The sequence below is a fragment of the Pseudomonas libanensis genome (assembly GCF_001439685.1).
GTDB classification, from domain to species: domain Bacteria; phylum Pseudomonadota; class Gammaproteobacteria; order Pseudomonadales; family Pseudomonadaceae; genus Aquipseudomonas; species Aquipseudomonas libanensis.
In genome coordinates this window covers 326186-350019 of sequence record NZ_JYLH01000004.1, presented here as the reverse complement: position 1 = coordinate 350019, position 23834 = coordinate 326186, and the positions used below count along the sequence as shown (strand labels likewise).

The window sequence follows — 23834 nt, the reverse complement described above, 5'->3', positions numbered from 1 at the left end:
GCTCAGGCCGGCAGTGGGCGGGTTATCAAGGTGGTGCCGGTGGCTGGCGCGCTCGGCAGGCGAGTCAGGCGCAAGGCGTTGAGCACCACGGTCAATGAGCTGAGGGACATGCCGATCGCCGCCCAGATCGGGGTGATCCAGCCCAGGGCGGCAAATGGCAACATGAGACCATTGTACAGCCCGGCCCACAGCAGGTTCTCAATGATTACCCGGCGAGTGCGTCGCGCCAGGCTGAAGGCTTGCACCAAGGCATCGAGGCGGTTGGACAACAGCACCGCGTCGGCGCTGGTTTTCGCCAAGTCCGTGGCCGAGCCCATGGCTACGCTGATATCGGCGGCGGCCAGTACCGGCACATCGTTGACACCATCGCCCAACATCAGCACCTTACGGCCTTCCTTGTGCAGGTTTTGCAGCACGCGCAGCTTGTCGTCAGGGCGCAGGCCACCGTGAGCTTCGTCGATGCCCAGCTCAAGGGCGACGCTGGCGACCATCGGCGAACTGTCCCCCGAGAGCAACAGCGTACGCCAGCCGCGCGCCTTGCAGGCGGCCAGCAAGGCCGGTGCATCGCTGCGCAGACGGTCGTCCAGCACGAACCAGGCGAGTGCGCCGTTGCGATCGCCCAGCAGCAGCCATTGCCCGGCTTCATCCGGTGCCGCCGGCATCGCGCAACCACTGAGCGCACAGACAAACGCCGGCTGGCCGATACGCAAGTGCCGCTCACCCACGCGACCTTCCAGGCCGAGGCCGGGGGAACTGAGCACTTCGTCGGCGGCCAGCGGCGCACGCCCAAAGGCGCGGGCAATCGGGTGTTCCGAGCGGTTCTCCAGGGCGGCGGCGAGGCTCAGGCATTGGTCGCTGTCCAGTGCGCCCAGGGGCCGGATGGCGCGCAACGCCAGGCGCCCTTCGGTGAGGGTGCCGGTCTTGTCGAAAATCACCGTATCGATCTGGTTCAGGCCCTCAAGCACATGGCCACGAGTCAATAGCAACCCAAGGGTGTGTAAGGTGCCGGTGGCAGCAGTGAGGGCGGTCGGCGTGGCCAGGGACAGCGCGCATGGGCAGGTCGCCACCAGCATCGCCAATACAATCCAGAACGCCCGGGATGGGTCCAGCTCCCACCACAGCAGGCCGATCAGCGCGGCGGCGATCAACGAGCACAGCAGGAACCACTGCGCGGCGCGGTCGGCGATCTGCGCCAGGCGAGGCTTCTCGGCCTGGGCGCGCTCCAGCAGGCGCACGATGGCGGACAATCGTGTGTCATGGCCCAGGGCGCGCACTTCGACGCTCAGCGCGCCTTCGACATTCAGGGTGCCGGCGGTGACGCTGTCACCGATCCCCCGGGGCTGCGGCAGGTACTCGCCGGTCAGCAGGGATTCATCGATGCTGGATTGGCCGTCGAGGATCACCCCATCCGCCGGCAAAACCGCGCCGGGGTGCACCAGCACGCGATCACCCAGCGCCAACTCACTGAGCAGGATGCGTTCGCTCTGGCCATCATTTTTCAGGCGCAGGCAGGAGGCAGGCAACAGGTTGACCAACTGAGCGGTGGCCGCTGCGGTGCGCTCGCGGGCGCGGCGCTCAAGGTAGCGGCCGGCCAACAAGAACAGCGCAAACATGCCCACCGCATCGAAATACAATTCGCCCACACCGGTGATCGCCGTCCAGATGCCCGCCACGTACGCGCCGCCAATCGCCAGGGACACTGACACGTCCATGGTCAGGTGGTGCGTGCGCAAGTCGCGCAGGGCGCCCTTGAAGAAGGGTGCGCAGCTGTAGAACACAATGGGCGTGGTCAGAAACATCGCGACCCAGCGCAGGATCACATGCAGCTCCGGGCTCAGGTCGATATTGAATTCCGGCCAGGTGGCCATGGTTGCCATCATCGCCTGGAACCACAGTAAGCCGGCGACTCCCAGTTGGCGCAGGGCCAGGCGGTTCTCGCTGGCCAATTGCTCGGCGGCGCGGTCGGCGTGGTAAGGGTGGGCGGCGTAGCCGATATGACGCAGTTCGCTGAGCAGTTGGCTCAACGGTAACTGCCCATCGGCCCAGCGTACCTGCAGGCGGTGGTTGGACAGGTTCAGCCGGGCCTCGGCCACGGCGGGCAGGCTGCGCAGGTGTTTCTCGATCAGCCAGCCGCAGGCCGCGCAGCTGATGCCTTCCATCAACAGGGTGGCTTCGGCAAGGTCGCCTTCATGGCGCACAAAGGGTTTTTGCACATCGGCGCGGTCGTACAGCGCCAGTTCGTCCACCAACTGCACGGGCAGCGCCTCGGGGTTGGCCGAGGCTTCGCTGCGGTGCTGGTAATAGCTTTCGAGCCCACCGGCAACGATGGCCTCGGCGACCGCCTGGCAGCCCGGGCAGCAGAGTTCGCGGCGCTCGCCGAGGATCTGGGCGGTAAACCGGCTGCCGGCGGGGACGGGCAGGGCGCAGTGGTAGCAGGGGGTGGTCATGGTTCAAGGTCTTTGGTGGCTGGGAGGGCCTCATCGCGGGCAAGCCCGGCTCCCACATTCGATTGCGTTCTCCTGTGGGAGCGGGCTTGCCCGCGATGCGCGTAGCGCGGCTTTTTTTACGGCTTCAGATCTTCGGCGCCCTGCAACGGCTCGTCACCCAGCAGCAAGTCCTTGTCATGGCTGACCTCTTCTTCTTCGAACATCCGCCAGGTCTGGTCACCTTCCACGCCGAGCAATTCCACGAAGCGCCGGCCTTCGACCTTGTCGGTGACCTGGCCGATATAGCGGCCCTGCCCAGTGTCACTGCGGGCCAGGACGATCTTGCGATCCTTCTCCGGCTGGGTTGGGGAAATCAGGTTCAGTTCCAGGGTCGCCGGGCCGCTGTTGCCGGTCAGCTGCAGCTCGACTTCGCCGGTCAGCTCATCCAGGTGCAGCCTGGCGCGCAATTGCAGGGTCTGGGCCAGGCGTTCGCGGTCCAGGGAGCGGTTAATGCCTTTGCCGGCCTCGTAGTAGTTGTCGTTGACCAGGTTGTCCGGGTTGTTCACCGCGATGGTCACCATGGACAAGGTCAGGGTCACCGAGCAGGCCAGGATCGCAATGATGATCCAGGGCCAGAGGTGCTTGTACCAAGGGCTTGCGGCAGTGGCTGAGGACATTGGTTCTATTCCCTGTTAACGGACTTGTGGGCCGATGAATCGGCTCTTGGCTTCAATATGAACGCTGGTGTCATCGGCGTCCTTGAGGATGAACGTCACCTCGTTGGTGCTCGACGGCAACTGCTCCGGCGCACTCGACAGCTCAACCGGCATGCTGACGATATCGCCGGCCGCCACTTTGATTTCGCGTCGGCCTTGCAGCTTGAGGTCCGGCAGGCCGGCGGCGTCGAGCACGTAGGTGTGGTCGCGCTGGTCCTTGTTCATGATCTTCAGGCTGTAGACGTTTTCGATGCGCCCTTCGGCGTTCTCGCGGTACAGCACGCGGTCTTTGCTGACGTCGAAACCCACCAGCGAGCGCATGAAGAAGGCGGCTACCAACAGGCTGATCATCGCCAGCAACACCAGGGCGTAACCGATCAGGCGCGGGCGCAGCTTATGGGTTTTCTGTCCCGACAGGTTGTGTTCGGTGGTGTAGCTGATCAGGCCGCGTGGGTACTCCATCTTGTCCATGATGTTGTCGCACGCATCGATGCAGGCGGCGCAGCCGATGCACTCGATCTGCAGCCCGTCGCGGATATCGATACCGGTAGGGCAGACCTGCACGCACATCGTGCAGTCGATGCAATCGCCCAGGCCCTGGGCCTTGTAGTCGGTACCCTTTTTACGCGGGCCACGCACTTCACCACGGCGCGGGTCATAGGACACGATCAAGGTGTCCTTGTCGAACATCACGCTCTGGAAGCGCGCATAGGGACACATGTAGATGCACACCTGTTCGCGCAGCCAGCCGGCGTTGCCGTAGGTGGCGAGGGTGAAGAAACCCACCCAGAAATACGACCAGCCATCGGCCTGGCCGGTGAAGAAATCAAACACCAGTTCGCGGATCGGCGAGAAGTAGCCGACAAAGGTGATGCCGGTGGCAAAGCCGATCAGCAGCCACAGGCTGTGCTTGCTGAACTTGCGCAGGAACTTGTTGGCGCTCATGGGCGCCTTGTCGAGCTTGATGCGCTGGTTGCGGTCGCCTTCGGTGACCTTTTCGCACCACATGAAGATCCAGGTCCACACGCTTTGGGGGCAGGTGTAGCCACACCACACACGCCCGGCGTACACGGTGATAAAGAACAGCCCGAAGGCCGCAACGATCAGGATGCCCGAGAGCAGAATGAAATCCTGGGGCCAGAACGTCGCGCCGAAAATGAAGAACTTGCGCTCCGGCAGGTTCCACCACACGGCCTGGTGACCGCCCCAGTTCAGCCACACGGTGCCGAAGTAGAGCAGGAACAGACCGGCACCGCCAAGCATGCGCAGGTTGCGGAACAAGCCAGTGAAGGCGCGGGTGTAGATCTTCTCACGCGAAGCGTAGAGGTCGACGCTGTTGGTCGCGTTTTTGGCAGGCGGGGTAACGTCATGTACCGGTATCTGGTTGCTCATCATTGCATCCCACGGCGGTGGAGATTTGCCTCGGCCAGTACGTGCCAGCCGGGGTCAAATTAAGGGTGTTGCAGTGGCCTAATGATACGCCCCCGATGGTGCGCAAAGGGTGCGACCTTTGGTCGCGTTGGGGGAAATCAATTGATGGTGTACGTGACCTGGATCAATTGACTTGGCAAGTATGGACGGTTTTTGTCGCTGTGGTGGACGGGCAGGTCCGAAAGGCGTTCACTTGAGAGACCCGGTTTTTTTGAACAAGGCAGTCCAGATGTGGGAGCGGGCTTGCTCGCGAATGCGATGTCTCCAGTAATGAAAATCGTAGCCGGTACTCCGTATTAGCGAGCAAGCCCCCCATTGGAATCCCGGCGTTTTTAGAACTGTGGCCGTTTAAATGACTCAATCATCGAACTGTGCCCTCGTAATAATGGTTGTGCGCCCAGGGAGAAAGTCGATGTTGTCTTCGTTCATGCATCAGCCCGACTGTAAGCGTCAGCGCTCAAACTTAATGCCTGCTGTGTTTCAGAGCAATAAACAAAAAGCCCCGCCAGCATTCGCTGCGCGGGGCTCCATTGTTTCAGAGGTCTTACTGCTCCTCAGCCTTCTTATCCCCATGAGACAAGCTATACACATACGCCGCAAGCAAGTGCACTTTGTCATTGCCCTGCAACTGCTCCTGCGCCGGCATCTGGCCCTGGCGGCCATAACGGATGGTCTGCTGCAGTTGCGCGAAACTTGAACCGTAGATGAACGCACCCGGGTGGGTCAGGTCGGGCGCGCCCATGGCTGGCGTGCCTTTACCGGCCGGGCCGTGGCAGGCCACGCAGTTGGCGGCGAAGAGTTTCTCGCCGTTGGCCACGTCGGCCTTGGCGCCTTCCGGTAGCTTGCGGCCGTCAAGGTTGGTCACCACAAAGCCCGCGACGTCCGCCACGCCTTGCTCGCCGATGACTTCGGCCCAGCCTGGCATCACCGCGTGGCGGCCCTGCATGATGGTCTGCTTGATCGTCTCCGGCTCGCCGCCCCAGCGCCAATCGGCGTCGGTCAGGTTGGGGAAGCCGTAGGCGCCCTTGGCGTCGGAGCCGTGGCACACCGAGCAGTTGGAGGCGAACAGGCGGCCGCCCATTTTCAAGGCTTGCGGGTCCTTGGCGACTTCTTCAATGGGCATCGAGGCAAATTTGGCGAAGATCGGCCCGAACTTGGCGTCCGACCTGGCCATTTCCTTTTCCCACTCATGCACGCCGGTCCAGCCGGTCTGGCCGTTGGCGAAGGAGGTTTGCTTGTCGTTGTCGAGGTAGTTGTAGCCCGGCAGCAGGCCCTTCCAGTTGCCCAGGCCCGGGTACAGCACCAAGTAACCAAGGGCAAAGACGATGGTGCCGACGAACAGCATGAACCACCATTTGGGCAGCGGGTTGTCGTATTCCTCGATGCCGTCGAACGAGTGGCCGACGGTCTCGTCTGTTTGCTCGGTGCGCTGGCCCTTGCGGGTCGACAGCAGCAGCCAGGTCAGGGCGAAGATGGTACCCAGGCTCAGGACTGTGACGTACAGACTCCAGAACGTAGTCATTCTTTGTTACTCCTAGACGCTTGCTCGACGTGCTTGATGGCTTCGGGGTCATCCGCGAAGGGCAGCATGGTCGCGTCGTCAAACTCCGACTTGCGCCGTGGGCTGAACACCCACAACGCCAGGCCGATAAAGGCCACCATCACCACAACGGTGCCCAGGCCACGAATCATCCCGATATCCATGCAGGTCACCGTTTGCTTTTGATGATAGTGCCAAGGCCTTGCAGGTAGGCCACCAGTGCGTCCATTTCGGTCTTGCCCTTCACGGCGGCCGCTGCACCGGCGATGTCTTCGTCGGTGTAGGGCACGCCCAGGGTGCGCAAGACTTCCATTTTCTTCGCGGTGTCCTTGCCGTCGAGCTTGTTTTCCACGAGGAACGGGTACGCCGGCATTTTCGACTCAGGCACCACGTTGCGCGGGTTGTACAGGTGCGCACGCTGCCAGTCATCGGAGTAACGCCCGCCGACACGGGCCAGGTCCGGGCCTGTGCGCTTGGAGCCCCACAGGAACGGGTGGTCCCACACGCTTTCGCCTGCTACCGAGTAGTGGCCGTAGCGCTCGGTTTCGGCACGGAACGGGCGGATCATCTGCGAGTGACAACCCACGCAGCCGTTGGCGATGTAGACGTCGCGGCCTTCCAGTTCAAGGGCGGTGCGCGGCTTCATGCCTTCGACCGGCTTGTTGGTTACGTCCTGGAAAAACAGCGGCACAATCTGGGTCAGGCCGCCAATGCTCACGGCGATGACCATGAAGAAGGCCAGCAGGCCGATATTCTTCTCGACTACTTCATGCTTCATCAGTGGGCTCCCACAACGGCGATCTTGGCGGCGGCTTCGGCTTCTACAGGGTCAGAGGCACGCACGGTGCGCCAGACGTTGTAGGCCATCAGCAGCATGCCGCTGGCAAAGAACGCTCCGCCCAGGGCTCGCACGATAAAGCCCGGGTGGCTGGCCTGCAGCGCTTCGACGAACGAGTAGGTGAGGGTGCCGTCATCGTTGATCGCACGCCACATCAGGCCCTGGGTGATGCCGTTGACCCACATCGAGGCGATGTAAAGCACGGTACCGATGGTGGCCAGCCAGAAGTGCGCATTGATCAGCCCGACGCTGTGCATCTGCACGCGGCCGAACAGTTTGGGGATCATGTGGTACAGCGCGCCGATGGAGATCATCGCCACCCAGCCCAGTGCCCCGGCGTGTACGTGGCCGATGGTCCAGTCGGTGTAGTGGGACAGCGAGTTGACGGTCTTGATGGCCATCATCGGCCCTTCGAAGGTCGACATGCCGTAGAACGCCAGGGACACCACCAGGAAACGCAGGATCGGGTCGGTGCGCAGCTTATGCCAGGCGCCCGACAGGGTCATCATGCCGTTGATCATGCCGCCCCAGCTTGGGGCCAGCAGGATGATCGACATCGCCATGCCCAGGGACTGTGCCCAATCCGGCAAGGCGGTGTAGTGCAGGTGGTGAGGACCGGCCCAGATATACAGGGTGATCAGCGCCCAGAAGTGCACGATGGACAGGCGATAGGAGTAGATCGGGCGCTCGGCCTGTTTCGGTACGAAGTAGTACATCATGCCGAGGAAGCCGGTGGTGAGGAAGAAGCCTACGGCGTTGTGGCCGTACCACCATTGGATCATCGCATCCGTCGCACCCGAGTACGCCGAGTAGGACTTGAACAGGCTGACCGGCAGGGACGCGTGGTTGACGATGTGCAGCATCGCCGTGACCAGGATGAATGCCCCGTAGAACCAGTTGCCCACGTAGATGTGCTTGGTCTTGCGCTTGACGATGGTGCCGAAGAACACCACTGCGTAGGTCACCCAGACAATCGCGAGCAAAATCGCAATCGGCCATTCCAGCTCGGCGTATTCCTTGGTGGTGGTGTAACCCAGGGGCAGGCTGATGATGGCGCCGACGATGACCGCCTGCCAGCCCCAGAAGGTGAAGGCGGCCAGGCTGTCGGAGATCAGGCGGGTCTGGCAGGTACGCTGCACGACATAGTAGGAAGTGGCAAACAACGCACATCCACCGAAGGCAAAGATCACCAGGTTGGTGTGCAGCGGGCGCAGGCGACCGAAGGTCGTCCATGGCAGGTCGAAATTCAATTGCGGCCAAACCAGTTGCGAGGCGATGAACACCCCGAGCCCCATGCCAAGGATCCCCCAGACCACCGTCATGATGGCGAACTGGCGGACTACCTTATAGTTATAAGCAGTCGGACTGATTGCTGTGCTCATTCTAAGGTTCCACGGTTTAGGTTTTTTTATAGGTAAAATCGGCCGCAAGTATGTAGAAAGCGAGGGGCCATTGCAACGCAATGACTGACCTGTATCAATGCGTTCCACGCCAGATTCTGCGCCCTTTCCATGTTTGGTGTAAGGATTAAATCCGAAATATAAAGCTGATCAAGTGGACAGGAATTTTAGGGGGCGCAACGGATACCGTCGCGTACGCCAGGATTGGCCCACTGTGGGGACAAGCGTAGACCCGAATATGAGGGGGGGAAAGTTGGGTGTTGCGAGGGTGCGACACTTGGTCGCGACTTGGACATGTGACGAGAGAGAGCTTGCTCCCTCGCCACAGATAGAGCGCTTACTGAGGTTGGCTGTCTGGCGTTGCACCATCAGCGCTGTGGGACAGGCTGTACACGTACGCCGCCAGCAGATGCACCTTGTCATTACCCTGCAGCACTTCCTGGGCCGGCATCTGGCCCTGGCGACCATGGCGAATGGTCTGTTGCAACTGCGCCAGGCTGGTGCCGTAGATAAAGCCGGCAGGCTCGGTCAGGTTGGGCGCGCCCATGGCTTCCACGCCGTGGCCTTGTGGGCCATGGCAAGCCACGCAGGTGGTGCTGAATGCGGCTTGGCCGGCGGCCAGGTCAGCGGTGTTGTCCGCTGGCAAGGGCAGCTTGGCCAGGTCGTGACGCACATAGGCAGCGACGTTCTTCACGCCGTCCTCACCCAGCACTTCACCCCAGGCCGGCATCGCCGCGTGGCGCCCGTTCATGATGGTGGCCTTGATCGCTTCGGCCGAACCGCCCCAGCGCCAGTTACTGTCCGCCAGGTTGGGGAAGCCATAGGCGCCCTTGGCATCCGAGCCGTGGCACACCGCGCAGTTGGAGGCGAACAGACGACCGCCCATCTTCAACGCTTGCGGGTCCTTGGCGACTTCTTCCACGGGCATCGCCGCGAATTTGGCGAAGATCGGCCCGAACTTGGCGTCGGCCTTGGCCATCTCCTTGTCCCATTCCTTGGTCTGGGTCCAGCCGTCCTCATAACCCGGCAGCACGCCTTTCCAGTTGCCCAGGCCCGGGTAGAGGATCAGGTAGCCGACGGCAAACACCAGGGTGCCGGCGAACAGCATGAACCACCACTGGGGCAGCGGGTTGTCGTATTCCTCGATGCCGTCGAAGGCGTGGCCCATGGTCTGGTCGACGCTGCCCTTGGTTTCGCCCTTGCGGGTGCCGACCAAGAGCCAGGTCAGGCCGATCAGGCTGCCGAGGGTCAGTACGCAGATCCATGTACTCCAGAAGGTGGTCATGGCCGAGTGCTCCTTGTTGCTGGCTCTGCTTGAGCGTCGGTTGGAGAGGGTTCATCGGCAAACGGCAGCATGGTCGCATCGTCAAACTCGGATTTGCGCCGTGGGCTGAACACCCACAGCGACAGGCCGATAAAGGCGATGGCGACCACCAGCGTGCCTAGGCCGCGGATGGTGCCTGCATCGAATTCAAATCCCATGGCTCACCTCTTGCTCTTGATGGCAGTGCCGAGCACTTGCAGGTAGGAAACCAGCGCGTCCATCTCGGTCTTGCCCTTGAGGCTGGCGACCGCGCCATTGATGTCGTCGTCGGTATAGGGCACGCCGAGGGTGCGCATCACTTTCAACTTGGTCTCGGTATGGCTGCTGTCCACTGCGGCGGTGACCAGCCACGGATAGGCCGGCATCTTCGACTCCGGTACCACGTTGCGCGGGTTGTACAAGTGCGCGCGGTGCCAGTCGTCCGAGTAGCGCGCGCCGACGCGGGCCAGGTCCGGCCCGGTGCGCTTGGAGCCCCACAGGAACGGGTGGTCCCACACGCTTTCGCCTGCCACCGAGTAGTGACCGTAGCGTTCGGTCTCGGCGCGGAACGGGCGGATCATCTGCGAGTGGCACTGCACGCAGCCTTCGCGGATGTAGATGTCGCGGCCTTCCAGTTGCAAGGCGGTGTAGGGCTTCATGCCTTCCACCGGTTTGTTGGTCACGTCCTGGAAGAACAGCGGGACGATCTGGGTCAGGCCGCCGATGCTCACGGCGAGCACCATCAGCAGCATCAGCAGGCCGACGTTCTTTTCAATCGTTTCGTGTTTCATCATCGACTCCTCAGGCCATCTGCGCTGCGGCGCTGACTTCGGCAGGTTGCGCCGAACGCACGGTGCGCCACGTGTTGTAAGCCATCAGCAACATGCCGGTGAGGAAGATCGCACCGCCCACCAGCCGCACGATGAAGCCTGGGTGGCTGGCCACCAGGGTTTCGACGAAGGAGTAGGTCAAGGTGCCGTCTTCGTTGACTGCACGCCACATCAGGCCCTGGGCGATGCCGTTGACCCACATCGAGGCGATGTAGAGCACGGTGCCGATGGTGGCCAGCCAGAAGTGCGCGTTGATCAGGCCGAGGCTGTACATCTGCTCGCGACCGAAGACTTTCGGGATCATGTGGTACAGCGCGCCGATGGAGATCATCGCTACCCAGCCCAGTGCACCGGCGTGTACGTGGCCGATGGTCCAGTCGGTGTAGTGGGAGAGGGCGTTGACGGTCTTGATCGCCATCATCGGGCCTTCAAAGGTCGACATGCCGTAGAACGCCAGGGACACCACCAGAAAGCGCAGGATCGGGTCGCTGCGCAGCTTATGCCAGGCGCCCGAGAGGGTCATCATGCCGTTGATCATGCCGCCCCAGCTCGGGGCCAGCAGCACCAGCGACATCACCATGCCCAGGGACTGCGCCCAATCCGGCAGCGCGGTGTAGTGCAAGTGGTGGGGGCCTGCCCAGATGTACAGGGTGATCAGCGCCCAGAAGTGCACGATGGACAAACGATAGGAATACACCGGACGTTCGGCCTGCTTGGGCACGAAGTAGTACATCATCCCCAGGAAGCCCGCGGTGAGGAAAAAGCCCACAGCGTTATGCCCATACCACCACTGCACCATGGCATCCGTCGCCCCGCCGTACAGCGAGTAGGACTTGGTCAGGCTGACCGGGATTTCCAGGTTGTTGACGATGTGCAGGATCGCCACGGTGAGGATAAACCCGCCGAAGAACCAGTTACCCACATAGATATGCTTGGTGTTGCGCTTGGCCACGGTGCCGAAGAACACAATGGCGTAGGCGACCCAGACGATGGTGATGAGGATGTCGATCGGCCATTCCAGCTCGGCGTATTCCTTGGAACTGGTGTAGCCCAGCGGCAAGCTGATCGCGGCCAGCAGGATCACCAGCTGCCAGCCCCAGAAGCAGAACGCCGCCAGTTTCGGCGCGAACAGCTGGGTCTGGCAGGTGCGCTGCACCGAGTAGAACGAGCTGGCAAACAGCGCGCAGCCCCCAAAGGCAAAGATCACCGCGTTGGTGTGCAACGGGCGCAGTCTTCCAAAGCTGGTCCAAGGTAAATCGAAATTGAGCGCAGGCCAAACCAATTGGGCGGCGAGAAAAACCCCGAGCCCCATGCCGACGATGCCCCACACCACCGTCATAATGGCGAATTGGCGGACCACCTTGTAGTTATAGGCGGTACTTAAAGTAGTGTTCATGGTTCCCCATCCACGGTTCAACCCAAGCAGATGCGGCACTTGGGCTGGAGTTATAGGCAGACTAAAAAGCGAGGCAAGCATGGGCAAAGAGCACAAGGCCAGTATTGACGGGGATCAATGGGCGCAGTGTGTACGGGAACATGGCTGGTTGTGGGATGTCGCCACGGGCACGACGTCGGGTGGGCCGGTCACGCTGATCCTGGCCCACGGCGCCGGCGCACCGATGGACTCGGCATTCATGAACGACATGGCTGCACGCCTTGCCGGGCATGGCGTGAGCGTGTTGCGCTTCGAGTTCCCGTACATGGCCCAGCGCCGTGTAGAGGGTGGCAAGCGCCCGCCGAACCCGGCGCCGAAACTGCTGGAGTGCTGGCGCGAGGTGTATGGCGAGGTGCGACGTCATGTCGCTGGGAAGCTGGCGATTGGCGGCAAGTCCATGGGCGGGCGCATGGCGAGTTTAGTCGCCGACGAGTTGGGGACCGATGGCTTGGTGTGCCTGGGTTATCCGTTCTATGCGGCGGGCAAGCCAGAGAAACCCCGTGTGGAGCACTTGGCCGGGTTGAAGACGCCAACGTTGATTGTGCAGGGCGAGCGTGATGCGCTGGGCAATCGAGCGGCGGTGGAGGGTTATGACTTGTCAGAGAGCATCGAGGTGATGTGGTTGACGGCGGGGGATCATGACTTGAAGCCGCTGAAGGCTTCGGGGTTCAGCCATGAGCAGCATCTGGAGGCTGCGGCGGGGCAGGTGGCTGAGTTTCTCGGCGCCTGTTAGGGCTTTATCGCAGGCAAGCCAGCTCCCACATTTTGAATTGTGAATACATTCAAAATGTGGGAGCTGGCTTGCCTGCGATAGCGGTCTACCGGTTAAAACGCTCTACCAGCGAATACTGGGTATTGGCGGTATGCGTCAGCTCTTCACTCAGTTGCGCCGAGTTCATCGCCTGCTCCGACGTCTGGTCCGCCAACAGCGCAATGGTGCTGATGTTACGGCTGATCTCTTCGGCAACCGCGCTTTGCTCTTCGGTAGCCGCAGCAATCTGGGTGGTCATGTCGGTGATATTCGCCACCGCTTCGCTGATACCCACCAACGCCTGGTCCGCTTCCATCACCCGCGCCACACCTTCTTCAGCCTGGCGATGCCCGGCGTCCATGGTTTGCACGGCCGCAGCCGCGGTGTGTTGCAGCTTGGCGATCAGGGTATGGATCTGTCCGGTGGACTCCGCAGTCCGCTGGGCCAACTGGCGCACTTCGTCAGCCACGACTGCAAAGCCACGGCCCATCTCACCGGCACGCGCCGCTTCGATGGCGGCGTTGAGGGCCAGCAGGTTGGTCTGGTCGGCGATGCCTTTGATCACATCGACCACGCCGCCGATTTCATCGCTGTCCTTGGCCAATTGGGTGACGGTCACGCCGGTCTCGCCCACGGCCACCGACAGCCGCTGGATCGCTTCGCGGGTTTCCCCGGCGATATCGCGACCGCGACCGGTCAGGCGGTTGGCCTCCTGGGTGGCATCGGCGGTGCGCTGCACGTGGCTGGCAACTTCCTGGGTGGTCGCGGCCATCTGGTTGACCGCAGTGGCGACCTGTTCGGTCTCCACACGCTGGCGTTCCAGGCCGCTGGAACTGTTGTGCGCCAGGGTGTTGGAGCGTGCCGCCTGATCGTTGAGGTGTTCGGCGGTGTCCTGCAAGCGTGTAAGGCAGGTCTTCAGACGCGCTTCCTGGCTGAGGATCGACATCTCCAGGCGCGCCTGGGCGCCACGGCTGTCGGTGTACATCTGCGCGATCAACGGGTCGGAGGTGGTCTGCTCGGCCAGGCGCAGCAAACGCTTGAGGCCGCGCTGCTGCCAGCTCAGGCCCAGCAGGCCCAACGGCACCGACAGCGCCGCCGCCAAGGCGAAGCCCCATTGGGACGTCAGGGTGGCGCCGATCATGAAGCTTAATTGGCTGACCAGGATAAACGGCAGCCAGTCCTGCAGCACCGGCAGCCACTTGTCCCGCTGGGGAATGGCCGACTTGCCTTGGTTGATACGTTGATAGAGCGCTTCGGCCCGGCGGATCTGCTCGGCGGTGGGCTTGATGCGCACCGATTCGTAGCCGACCACCTGGTTGCCGTCGAAGACCGGTGTCACGTAGGCGTTAACCCAGTAGTGGTCACCGGTCTTGCAGCGATTCTTGACAATGCCCATCCATGGCAAGCCTTGTTTGAGCGTTGACCACATGTGCGCGAACACCGCCGACGGCACATCCGGGTGACGCACCAGGTTGTGCGGGGCCCGGGTCAGTTCGTCGCGGGTGAACCCACTGATTTCGACAAACGCGTCGTTGCAGTAGGTAATGACACCCTTGGCATCTGTGGTGGAGATCAACCGTTGCTGAGCGGGGAAGGTACGTTCGCGCTGGGTAACGGGTTGGTTATTACGCATGATTGTTCAATCCGCAAGGCTTTCAGGGGTTATCGGCCATGGCGGGCATTTATTTAACTTATTTTTGCAACAATCCGGACGAGCGGGTTAACGCTCAGCCGGCCAGCATCGGATACGTGAACAGCCCGAAGTGAAGCGGATTCAAGCCATAGTGCGTGGCAATCGCCGCGCCCAACAAAACTGGGCGGCATTACAGCGAGCGGCCTGGTTCGGCGGCATGAAAACTCCTCCACGCAAAAAGGCCGTAGAGAAAGGATTGCCAAGTAAGTTTGCGGGTGGTTATAGTCGACGCGTCTTTATCCCTTCAAAAAGATCAGCACATGCCAGCTTCCCAGCGCATAGCGGTAGTCGATTCAGCGGTCAACGCTGTGGTCGTGCCGTGCGGCGCCAAGCAGCCTGCGCAGATCAGTCACTACCCCCCACCTGTCAGTAGCACGCCGGTGTACGCAGTCGTATCACCGCCGGGTGTTGGCATTTCGGGCTGATCAGCTGTTCGCTGTAGCCCTGTGCCTACCTGAAAAAACCTACTGGAATTCGGTATTTACCGAGTCGGCTTTTTTGCCTGATCACAGGTGGTAACTCATGTCTGTTCTTTCGAAACAATCCGTGGCCGCGGCGGCCTCGACGAGCCTGTTTGTCCTGCTGTGGAGCAGCGGGGCGATTTTCTCCAAGCTGGGCCTGGCTCATGCTTCCCCTTTTGCCTTTTTGCTGATCCGGTTTGCCATCGCCCTGGTCGGGCTGGTGGTGCTGGTGCCAATCCTCAAGTTACAGCTGCCACGTCCCGGCAAGCCCATGCTGTATGCGGTGTCGACGGGCCTCGTGCTGCTGGGGGCCTATCAGATTTTTTATCTGCTGGCCCTGGACCTCAAAGTCACCCCTGGGGTGATGGCCACCATCATGGGCGTACAGCCGATCCTCACCGTGGTGCTGATGGAACGCCAGCGCTCCGGGCGCCGGTTGTTCGGCCTGGGGTTGGGCCTGGCCGGGTTGATCATGGTGGTGTACCAGGGTATCGGGCTGGCAGGCATGTCCCTGGCCGGCATGCTGTTCGGGCTGCTGGCGCTGGCGAGCATGACGTTTGGCTCGATCATGCAAAAGCGTATCACCGACAATCCGTTGGGCACGTTGCCGCTGCAATACCTGGCCGGGCTATTGTTGTGCGCGGTGTTCGTGCCGTTCCAGCCCTTCCATTTCGAGCACAATGCGAGCTTTTACCTGCCGGTGCTGTGGATGGGGTTGGTGGTGTCAGTGTTGGCAACGCTGCTGTTGTATCGCCTGATCGCCCGCGGCAACCTGGTGAATGTCACCAGCCTGTTCTATCTGGTGCCGGCGGTGACGGCGGTGATGGATTACCTGATCTTCGGCAACCGCCTGGCCGTGTTGAGCCTGTTGGGGATGGCGTTGATCATCGTCGGTCTGGTGTTTGTGTTCCGTAAAAACTGAAACCCACCCCTGTAGGAGCGAGTCAGCTCGCTCCTACCCTTTTTGCGGGGCGCAGCACCAACCACAACGCCCCGGCAATCAACACCCCGCCATACAGATGGGCCATGGACAATGGCTCATCCAGCAGCAACGCGCCCCATAGCACGCCGAACGGCGGGATCATAAAGGTCACGGTCATCGACTTGACCGGGCCAATGGACGATAGCAAGCGGAAGTACAGGATGTAGGCGAATGCCGTGCACACCAGCCCCAACCCCAGCAGCGACGCCCACACCTGCCAGCCGCCCCAGCTCGCTGGTGGCTGGCTGATGGCGCTGTAGGCAAAAAACGGCAGCAAGAACAATGTAGCGCCCAGCATGCTGCCCAGGGCCGACAGGCGACTGTCCAACCCGCCGCGTTGATCCAGCCAGCGCCGCGCCAGGAAACCGGCAAAGCCATAGCAGGTGGTCGCCAGCAGGCACGCCAGCGCGCCCATCAACAATTGCAGATCAAAGGCCACCGGCCCCGCACGCGTGAGCACGGCTACGCCAAGCAGCCCCAGGGCGACCCCCGCAACTTTCGACGGTGTCAGTCGTTCGCTGAAGAACAACCCGCCAATCAGCACGCCCATCAGCGGCGTGGTGGCATTGAAGATCGCCGAATAACCCGCCGGCAATACCTGGGCCGCCACCGAGTACATGGTCGCGGGAATTCCGGAGTTGATGACGCCCAGCAGCAGCACCGTCTTGAACTTGCCCTGGAAATCCCAGCTCACGCGCATCATCGCCAGGATCACCAATAACCCCGCGGCGGCAATCGACACGCGGAAAAACGCAGTCGGCACGGTGCCGATTTCCGGCGCGATGATGCGCATGAACAGGAAACTCGCGCCCCAAATGGCCGCCAGCCCCAGCAAGTAGAGGGTATCAACAGGTCTCACGGAAAACTCCTACGCCAATCAGGCGGGGGAGTGTTGCCCAGCGTCCTGGTCGACACAATCTCTAAGTACCGCAGCCCATGAAAAATCTTCCTTCTCCTGCCACCGTTCACTGGCTAAGCTCTGGGCTTCCAGCTACCCGCTCGAGGTTTCCCGCATGTCGCAGCCCGCCCTCGCTATCGCCCGGATGATCCTCGACGGTTTTGACGATTACCGTGAGCACTTTCGCCTGATCACCGATGGTGCCCGCGAACGTTTCGAGAAGGCGCAGTGGCAGCAGGGGCAGGCCGCCTCGGCGGCGCGTATCAACCTCTATGAAGAGAAAGTCGCCGAGGTCACCGCGCGCCTGCGGGCCAGCACCGAAGCGGCCGCGCTGCTGGACATCGACCTGTGGCCCCAGGTGAAAAGCGCCTATATCGACCTGATCGACCTGCGCTTTGACGATGAGCTGTCCGAGACCTGGTACAACTCGATCTTCTGCGGCCTGTTCAGCCATGATCTGATCAGTGACCGCTGCATGTTCATCCACACCACTCGGCCAAGCCAGCGCCATGCAAGGGCGGCGCAAACCCGGATCTACACGCCAGCCGGCAATATTGCGCAGATGCTCGCGCAGGTGTTTGCTGACTACAGTTTCAGCGAGCCCTACGCCGACCTGCCGGCAGACCTGCAACGCCTCGAAGCCCAACTGCGGGAAAACCTGCCGGATTGGGTATGCAAAGACCCGGACCTCAACGTCGAGTTGTTTTCCTCGGTGCTCTACCGCAACAAAGGTGCCTACCTGGTAGGGCGCATCTACACGCGTGACGAACAATGGCCCCTGGTCATTCCGCTGCTGCACCGCGAAGGCCGTGGCATCCAGATCGATGCGTTGATCACCGACGAAGCCGACGTGTCGATCATCTTCTCGTTCACCCGTTCCTATTTCATGGTCGATGTGCCGGTGCCCGCCGAATTCATCGGCTTTCTCAAGCGCATCCTGCCGGGCAAGCACATTGCCGAGCTATACACCTCGATCGGCTTCTACAAACACGGCAAATCCGAGTTCTACCGTGCGCTGATCAACCACCTGGCCACCACCGATGACCAGTTCATCATGGCCCCCGGCGTGCGCGGCATGGTTATGAGCGTGTTTACGCTGCCGGGCTTCAACACCGTATTTAAGATCATCAAGGACCGCTTTTCGCCGTCGAAAAACGTCAACCGCGCCACGGTGATCGAGAAGTATCGCCTGGTTAAGAGTGTCGACCGGGTCGGGCGCATGGCCGACACCCAGGAATTCGCCGACTTTCGCTTCCCCCTGGGCAAGTTCGAGCCAGAGTGCCTGGCCGAGCTGCTGGAAGTCGCTGCCGGCACGGTCCAGGTCGAAGGCGACACGGTCCTTATCCGCCACTGCTGGACCGAGCGGCGCATGACCCCGCTCAACCTCTACCTCGACAACGCCAACCCCGCCCAGGTACGAGAAGCCCTGGAAGACTACGGCCTGGCGATCAAGCAGCTGGCAGCGGCGAATATCTTCCCCGGCGACATGCTGCTGAAAAACTTCGGCGTCACCCGTCACGGCCGCGTGGTGTTCTACGACTATGATGAGATCTGTTTCCTTACCGAAGCCAACTTCCGGCATATCCCCGCACCGCGCACCCCCGAGGATGAAATGGCCTCCGAGCCCTGGTACTCCATCGGCCCGCTGGACGTGTTCCCCGAGGAATTCCCGCCGTTCCTGTTTGCCGACGCCGGCCAGCGCAAGCTGTTCGACGAGCTGCATGGCGAGTTGTACAACGCCGATTACTGGAAGGGCCTGCAGGACGCGATTCGCGCCGGCAAGGTCATCGACGTGTTCCCCTACCGGCGCCGGGACCGTGACAACGAATGAGGGGCGCGCACATCCAGGGTTTTCTGCGACAATCCGCCCCCTGCATAAATAGACGACCCAAACGTACCTGATGACTGACCAAGCACCCACCATCGACCAACTGCTGAAAAACCTCGATCACGCCATGCTCGCCGACCGCCACCGCTTGCGTCGGCAGTTGCTCGAGCTGCGCAAGAAGCCCGATGAGGACAAGCTGGCGCAGTGGGTGGCGCGCATGCAAGCGTCCTGTGCCCAGGTCACGGCACGGCGCGCCAGCCTGCCAGTGATTCGCTATGACGACAGCCTGCCGATTGCCGCCAAGCGCGATGAAATCAAGGACGCACTGCTCAAGCACCAGGTACTGATCATTGCCGGCGAGACCGGCTCGGGCAAGACCACCCAATTGCCGAAGATCTGCCTGGAAATCGGCCGCGGCCAATACGGCCTGATCGGCCACACCCAGCCGCGCCGGATTGCGGCGCGCAGTGTCGCCAGCCGTGTGGCAGAGGAGTTGGCCACGCCATTGGGCGCGTTGGTCGGCTATCAGGTGCGCTTCGAGGACCAGAGCGACGCCAACACCCTGGTCAAGCTGATGACCGACGGCATCCTGCTGGCCGAGACCCAGAACGACCGCTACCTCGAGCGCTACGACACGATCATCGTCGACGAAGCCCACGAACGCAGCCTGAACATCGACTTCCTGCTCGGCTACCTCAAGACCCTGTTGCCGCGTCGCCCTGACCTGAAGGTCATCATCACCTCGGCGACCATCGACCTGGAGCGTTTTTCCAAGCACTTCGACGACGCGCCGATTGTTGAGGTGTCGGGCCGCACCTTCCCGGTGGACACCTGGTATCGCCCGCTGACCCTGGAGCAGGATGAAGAGGGCAACCGTGTCGAGGACGACCTGACCGTCGACCAGGCGATCCTCGCCACCCTCGATGAAATCGCTGCCTATGAACGCAGCGAGCGACGCAGCCCTGGCGACGTGCTGGTGTTTTTGCCCGGCGAGCGTGAGATCCGCGACGCGGCCGACATGTTGCGCAAGGCCCAGCTCAAGCACACCGAGATTCTGCCGCTGTATGCGCGCCTGTCACCGGCCGAGCAGCAGCGCATTTTCCAATCCCACCCGGGCCGGCGCGTGGTGTTGGCGACCAACGTCGCGGAAACTTCCCTGACCGTGCCGGGTATTCGCTATGTGATCGACAGCGGCACGGCACGCATCAGCCGCTACAGTTATCGCGCCAAGGTGCAGCGTTTGCCCATCGAAGCGATCTCACAGGCCAGCGCTAACCAGCGTAAAGGCCGTTGCGGCCGGGTCGAGCCGGGCATTTGCATTCGCTTGTACAGCGAAGAAGATTTTCTCGGACGCCCGGAATTTACCGACCCGGAAATCCTGCGCACCAACCTGGCCGCCGTGATCCTGCAGATGCTGCACCTGCGCCTGGGCGAGATCACCGATTTCCCGTTTATCGAACCGCCGGATGGCAAGGCGATCAGCGACGGTTTCAACCTGCTGCAGGAACTTTCGGCGGTGGACCGTAACAGCCAGCTCACCCCCTTGGGGCGCCAGCTTGCGCGCCTGCCGGTGGACCCGCGCATGGGCCGCATGTTGCTGGAAGCGGCCAAGCTCGGCAGTTTGCAGGAAGTGCTGATTGTCGCCAGCGCCATGTCTATCCAGGACCCCCGCGAGCGCCCACCGGAGCGTCAACAAGCGGCCGACCAGGCCCACGCCCAGTGGAAGGATCCGGACTCGGACTTCGCCGGGTTGGTCAACCTGTGGCGCGGTTTTGAAGAGCAGCGCCAGGCATTGACCGCCAGCCCGCTGCGCAACTGGTGTCGCAAGAACTTCCTCAACTACCTGCGCCTGCGCGAGTGGCGCGATTCCCATCGCCAGTTGAGCCTGATCTGTCGCGACATGCAGCTGAGCGTCAATAAAGAACCGGCGGACTTCCCCAAGCTGCACAAGGCGGTGCTGTCCGGCCTGCTCAGCCAGATCGGCCAGAAGACCGAAGACGGCGATTACCTCGGTGCGCGGCAGCGGCGTTTCTGGATCCACCCCTCGTCCGGTATCGGCAAGAAGCGCCCGCAATGGCTGATGACTGCCGAGCTGGTGGAAACCACCAAGCTCTATGCGCGCATGGTGGCGAAGATCGACGCCGACTGGATCGAGCCGCTGGCCGGGCACTTGATCAAGAAAAACCACTTCGAACCCCATTGGGAGAAGAAGCGCGGCCAGGTGGTGGCGTTTGAGCAGATCACCCTGTTCGGGCTGATCGTGGTCGGGCGCCGGCCGGTGCATTACGGGCCGATTGACCCGGTGGTGTCCCGTGAGTTGTTTATCCGTGAAGGCCTGGTACGCGGTGAGATTCAGTCCCGCGCCAAGTGCCTGACAGCCAACCAGCGCCTGCTGGAGCAACTCGACGAACTGGAAGCCAAGGCCCGCCGTCGCGACATCCTCGCCGATGAGGAAACCCTGTATGCGTTCTACGATGCGCGCCTGCCGGCGGAGATCCACCAGACGGCCACCTTTGACAGTTGGTACAAGGTCAACAGCCAGAAAGACCCGCAACTGCTGATCATGCGCGAAGAAGATGTGCTGGCCCGCGAGGCCAGCGAAGTCACCGCCGCGCATTACCCGGACACCTTGCACCTGGGCGACCTGGCGCTGGCCTTGAGTTACCACTTCGAACCCAATCACCCTCGCGACGGCGTCACCTTGCGTGTACCGGCGCCGTTGCTGCCGGCGTTGCCTGCCGAGCGCCTGGAGTGGCTGGTACCGGGCGTGATCGAAGCCAAGTGCATCGCCCTGGTGCGTAACTTGCCCAAGGCGCTGCGCAAGAACTTCGTGCCGGTGCCGGACTTCGTCAAGGCGGCGCTGCAACGCATCGAGTTCGGCCAGGGCTCGCTGCCCCAGGCGCTGGGGCGCGAACTGCTGCGCATGACCGGTGCGCGGGTCAGCGATGAAGCCTGGGCCGAAGCGGCACAACAGGTGGAAAGCCACCTGAAGATGAACCTGGAAGTGGTCGACGGCCAGGGCAAGTTCCTTGGCGAAGGCCGCGACCTCGCCGAGCTGACCGCACGGTTTGCCGAAGCCAGCCAGGCCGCCCTGGCTGTGCCGCAGACCGCGAAAAGCCAGCAGCCGGTGGAAGCCAAGGTGTTCGCGGCGGTGGCCGAAAAGACCCAGCAAAACATCGCCGGGCTGTCGATGACGGTGTACCCGGCGCTGGTAGAAGAAAACGGCACGGTCAAGGAAGGCCGTTTCTCTACCGCCGCCGAGGCTGAGTTCCAGCATCGCCGCGCGTTGCAGCGTCTGCTGATGCAGCAATTGGCCGAACCGGCGAAATTCCTGCGCGGCAAATTGCCGGGCCTGACCGAGTTGGGCTTGATGTACCGCGAGTTGGGGCGTATCGACGCGCTGGTGGAAGACATCCTGCTGGCCAGCCTCGACACCTGCGTCCTGGAAGGCGAAGCCAGCCTGCCTCGTGATGGCGCCGGCCTGGCGGCCTTGGCGGAACGCAAGCGCGGCAGCTGGACCGAACACGCCGAACGCCTGGCGCGCCTGACCCTGGAGGTGCTGAAGCTCTGGCACGGCCTGCAAAAGCGCTTTAAAGGCAAGATTGACCTGGCCCAGGCCGTGGCCTTAAACGATATCAAGCAGCAACTGGGCAACCTGGTGTATCCAGGTTTTGTGCGGGAAACCCCGGCCCAGTGGTTCAAGGAACTGCCGCGTTTCCTCAAGGCCATCGAACTGCGCCTGGAAAAACTGCCGAGCCAGGTGCAAAAGGACCGCGTGTGGAGCAGCGAATTGGGTGGCCTGTGGGCGCAGTACCAGAACCGCGTGAACAAACACACCCAGGAAGGCAAGCGCGACCCGCAGTTGGAGCTGTACCGCTGGTGGCTGGAGGAATACCGAGTGTCGTTGTTTGCCCAGCAATTGGGCACCAAAGTGCCCATTTCCGATAAGCGCTTGAGCAAGCAGTGGAGCCAGGTAGAGCCCTGAAGCCCTTCCCGCACAAGGTGTTTGTTTGGCCTATAGCGCCAAATCCCCGGTGTTGTGGCAAACTTCGCGGTTACAAGATTGAATAAAAGCATTGCCAGTTTGATGCCCGCTGGATGACATCGAACGACTTTAATTTTGGTACGACGGTACCAACATCTTCTGCCTGACAGATTTAGAGGAACGACCGTGCATAACGTCGTCATCAGCGGCACTGGCCTGTACACCCCGGCCAACAGCATTTCCAACGAAGAGCTGGTGCAGTCTTTCAATGCCTACGTACAACAGTTCAACGCTGACAACGCCGCCGCTATCGAACGTGGCGATGTGCAGGCGCTGACCGAGTCGAGCGCGGCGTTCATTGAAAAGGCATCCGGCATCAAGAGCCGTTTTGTGATGGACAAGGACGGCATCCTCGATCCGCAGCGCATGGCCCCACGCCTGCCCGAGCGCAGCAACGACGAATGGTCGGTGCTCTGCCAGATGGCCGTCGGCGCCGCCGAACAGGCCCTGCAGCGCGCCGGCAAGACTGCCGCGGATATCGACGGCGTGATCGTCGCCTGCTCGAACCTGCAGCGCGCCTACCCGGCGATTGCTATCGAGGTCCAGGAAGCCTTGGGTATCCAGGGTTTCGGTTTCGACATGAACGTGGCGTGTTCCTCGGCCACCTTCGGCATCCAGAACGCGGCCAACAGCATCCAGTTGGGCCAGGCCCGGGCGATCCTGATGGTCAACCCGGAAGTCTGCACCGGCCACCTGAACTTCCGTGACCGCGACAGCCACTTCATCTTTGGTGATGCCGCTACCGCGGTTATCCTGGAGCGCGCTGACCTGGCGACGTCCGAGCACCAGTTCGAGGTGGTGAGCACCAAGCTGCTGACCCAGTTCTCGAATAACATCCGCAACAACTTCGGCTTCCTCAACCGCACCGCGGAAGAGGGCATCGGCGCCCCTGACAAGCTGTTCGTGCAGGAAGGCCGCAAGGTCTTTCGCGATGTCTGCCCGATGGTGGCCGAGTTGATTGGTGCACACCTGGCGGAAAACCAGCTGGACGTCACCGATGTGAAGCGCTTCTGGCTGCACCAGGCCAACTTGAGCATGAACCACCTGATCGTGAAGAAGCTGCTGGGGCGCGAGGCATCGGTGGAAGAAGCGCCGGTGATCCTCGATACGTATGCCAATACCAGCTCCGCCGGTTCGGTGATTGCGTTTCACACCTATCAGGACGACTTGCCCAAGGGCGCCGTGGCGGTGCTTAGCTCGTTCGGCGCCGGCTATTCCATCGGCAGCGTGATCCTGCGTAAACGCTGATTGCGCGGC

The 23834-nt window shown here is 61.9% G+C and carries 18 protein-coding genes; 5 read left to right on the top strand and 13 right to left on the bottom strand.

The features are described 5' to 3' along the window. Window positions 1-2: 2 nt before the first annotated feature. From TU73_RS08875 to ccoN (TU73_RS08825), 11 genes are all read right to left on the bottom strand, one after another. Window positions 3-2447 carry a heavy metal translocating P-type ATPase gene (locus TU73_RS08875; protein ID WP_057011874.1) on the bottom strand — a complete coding sequence of 815 codons (2445 nt, stop codon included), beginning with the start codon at window positions 2445-2447 and terminating at the stop codon, window positions 3-5. A 116-nt stretch (window positions 2448-2563) separates the two neighbouring features. Continuing rightward, window positions 2564-3103, bottom strand: coding sequence for a FixH family protein (locus tag TU73_RS08870; RefSeq protein ID WP_057011873.1), 540 nt, complete (start codon window positions 3101-3103; stop codon window positions 2564-2566). A 15-nt stretch (window positions 3104-3118) separates the two neighbouring features. Further along, window positions 3119-4534, bottom strand: coding sequence for a cytochrome c oxidase accessory protein CcoG (gene ccoG / locus TU73_RS08865; RefSeq protein ID WP_057011872.1), 1416 nt, complete (start codon window positions 4532-4534; stop codon window positions 3119-3121). 583 nt (window positions 4535-5117) lie between these two features. Continuing rightward, window positions 5118-6095, bottom strand: coding sequence for a cytochrome-c oxidase, cbb3-type subunit III (ccoP, locus tag TU73_RS08860; protein ID WP_057011871.1), 978 nt, complete (start codon window positions 6093-6095; stop codon window positions 5118-5120). Then, window positions 6092-6277 (bottom strand): CcoQ/FixQ family Cbb3-type cytochrome c oxidase assembly chaperone, encoded by a 186-nt coding sequence (locus tag TU73_RS08855; protein ID WP_003193169.1) that lies wholly within the window; start codon window positions 6275-6277, stop codon window positions 6092-6094. The genes ccoP (TU73_RS08860) and TU73_RS08855 overlap by 4 nt, the downstream gene beginning before the upstream one ends. A 5-nt stretch (window positions 6278-6282) precedes the next feature. Further along, complete coding sequence (gene ccoO, locus TU73_RS08850; protein ID WP_003193167.1) at window positions 6283-6891, bottom strand: cytochrome-c oxidase, cbb3-type subunit II; 609 nt, start codon at window positions 6889-6891, stop codon at window positions 6283-6285. Next, window positions 6891-8333, bottom strand: coding sequence for a cytochrome-c oxidase, cbb3-type subunit I (gene ccoN / locus TU73_RS08845; RefSeq protein ID WP_043048995.1), 1443 nt, complete (start codon window positions 8331-8333; stop codon window positions 6891-6893). Before ccoN (TU73_RS08845) ends, ccoO (TU73_RS08850) begins: the two co-directional genes overlap by 1 nt. Before the next feature lie 355 nt (window positions 8334-8688). After that, the gene (ccoP, locus tag TU73_RS08840) at window positions 8689-9636 is read right to left on the bottom strand and encodes a cytochrome-c oxidase, cbb3-type subunit III (RefSeq protein WP_057011870.1); all 948 of its coding nucleotides are present in this window, start codon (window positions 9634-9636) and stop codon (window positions 8689-8691) included. Continuing rightward, window positions 9633-9833, bottom strand: coding sequence for a CcoQ/FixQ family Cbb3-type cytochrome c oxidase assembly chaperone (locus TU73_RS08835; RefSeq protein WP_043048991.1), 201 nt, complete (start codon window positions 9831-9833; stop codon window positions 9633-9635). The genes ccoP (TU73_RS08840) and TU73_RS08835 overlap by 4 nt, the downstream gene beginning before the upstream one ends. Window positions 9834-9836: 3 nt before the next feature. Next, window positions 9837-10445, bottom strand: coding sequence for a cytochrome-c oxidase, cbb3-type subunit II (ccoO, locus tag TU73_RS08830; RefSeq protein WP_003193159.1), 609 nt, complete (start codon window positions 10443-10445; stop codon window positions 9837-9839). Between the two features lie 10 nt (window positions 10446-10455). Continuing rightward, window positions 10456-11880, bottom strand: coding sequence for a cytochrome-c oxidase, cbb3-type subunit I (gene ccoN / locus TU73_RS08825; protein ID WP_057011869.1), 1425 nt, complete (start codon window positions 11878-11880; stop codon window positions 10456-10458). 79 nt (window positions 11881-11959) lie between these two features. On the opposite strand from ccoN (TU73_RS08825), the gene TU73_RS08820 reads away from it, so the two are divergent. After that, the gene (locus TU73_RS08820) at window positions 11960-12652 is read left to right on the top strand and encodes an alpha/beta family hydrolase (protein WP_057011868.1); all 693 of its coding nucleotides are present in this window, start codon (window positions 11960-11962) and stop codon (window positions 12650-12652) included. 85 nt (window positions 12653-12737) lie between these two features. On the opposite strand, the gene TU73_RS08815 is transcribed toward TU73_RS08820, so the two are convergent. Next, window positions 12738-14303 (bottom strand): methyl-accepting chemotaxis protein, encoded by a 1566-nt coding sequence (locus TU73_RS08815; RefSeq protein WP_057011867.1) that lies wholly within the window; start codon window positions 14301-14303, stop codon window positions 12738-12740. Window positions 14304-14885: 582 nt separating this feature from the next. On the opposite strand from TU73_RS08815, the gene TU73_RS08810 reads away from it, so the two are divergent. Beyond that, window positions 14886-15746 carry a DMT family transporter gene (locus TU73_RS08810; protein WP_057011866.1) on the top strand — a complete coding sequence of 287 codons (861 nt, stop codon included), beginning with the start codon at window positions 14886-14888 and terminating at the stop codon, window positions 15744-15746. Window positions 15747-15768: 22 nt separating this feature from the next. Here the strand turns inward: TU73_RS08810 and TU73_RS08805 are convergent, their stop codons facing one another. Next, on the bottom strand, window positions 15769-16665 hold the full coding sequence (locus TU73_RS08805) for a DMT family transporter (RefSeq protein WP_057011865.1): 897 nt from the start codon (window positions 16663-16665) through the stop codon (window positions 15769-15771). Between the two features lie 154 nt (window positions 16666-16819). On the opposite strand from TU73_RS08805, the gene aceK reads away from it, so the two are divergent. The 3 genes from aceK (at window position 16820) to TU73_RS08790 (ending at window position 23825) form a co-directional block, all read left to right on the top strand. After that, window positions 16820-18535, top strand: a complete 1716-nt coding sequence (aceK, locus tag TU73_RS08800; RefSeq protein WP_057011864.1) for a bifunctional isocitrate dehydrogenase kinase/phosphatase — start codon at window positions 16820-16822, stop codon at window positions 18533-18535. A 70-nt stretch (window positions 18536-18605) separates the two neighbouring features. Continuing rightward, complete coding sequence (gene hrpA, locus TU73_RS08795; RefSeq protein WP_057011863.1) at window positions 18606-22517, top strand: ATP-dependent RNA helicase HrpA; 3912 nt, start codon at window positions 18606-18608, stop codon at window positions 22515-22517. 186 nt (window positions 22518-22703) lie between these two features. Then, window positions 22704-23825, top strand: coding sequence for a beta-ketoacyl-ACP synthase III (locus TU73_RS08790; RefSeq protein ID WP_057011862.1), 1122 nt, complete (start codon window positions 22704-22706; stop codon window positions 23823-23825). Window positions 23826-23834 lie beyond the last annotated feature (9 nt).